The sequence below is a fragment of the Kaistella yananensis genome, from assembly GCF_026107505.2.
Classification (GTDB): domain Bacteria; phylum Bacteroidota; class Bacteroidia; order Flavobacteriales; family Weeksellaceae; genus Kaistella; species Kaistella yananensis.
Window position 1 is genome coordinate 1 of sequence record NZ_JAPCHZ010000020.1, and the last position, 573, is coordinate 573.

Sequence of the window (573 nt, forward strand, 5' to 3'; positions counted from 1 at the left end):
GAGTCTAAAAATCTAAAATCTAATGAAGTCTCGTAGCTCAGCTGGTTAGAGCGCTACACTGATAATGTAGAGGTCGGCAGTTCGAGCCTGCCCGAGACTACTAATTAAAGCGGTAAGCAATAAGCTTCAAGCAGCAGGCATTAGCCTAAAGCTTATAGCCTTCAGCCTACGGCACCTAGAGGGGGAATTAGCTCAGCTGGCTAGAGCGCCTGCCTTGCACGCAGGAGGTCAAGGGTTCGACTCCCTTATTCTCCACCAAGTTACAGCAATGTAACAAGAACAGACGATATTTAAATATAAAACACAGGATTTACGCCGGTAGGGGCGTGAGCGTCCCGATTCATCGGGAAGGTCAAGGGTTCGACTCCCTTATTCTCCACAGTATTAGTGAACTGATTTAAAAGTTACGGATAGAGCCAAAAACAATATCTGTTCATCAGGGGACTAATAAGACATAAGATCATTGACATTAACGGTAAGAACATCACAAAGAGAAAACCGAGCACTTACGGGTGCGGAGTTTACAAAATAAGAAGGCAGCACGGTTGTGTTGCCGGATAAAACTAAACTAAT

At 44.7% G+C, this 573-nt stretch carries 3 tRNA genes; all 3 read left to right on the top strand.

The features are described from left to right. The first annotated feature begins 26 nt into the window (after window positions 1-26). The 3 genes from OK344_RS13410 to OK344_RS13420 all read left to right on the top strand — a co-directional run bounded on the left by OK344_RS13410 (window position 27) and on the right by OK344_RS13420 (window position 379). Window positions 27-100, top strand: a tRNA-Ile gene (locus tag OK344_RS13410). An 81-nt stretch (window positions 101-181) separates the two neighbouring features. Next, window positions 182-258, top strand: a tRNA-Ala gene (locus tag OK344_RS13415). 48 nt (window positions 259-306) lie between these two features. Then, window positions 307-379, top strand: a tRNA-OTHER gene (locus OK344_RS13420). The last annotated feature ends 194 nt before the right edge of the window (window positions 380-573 follow it).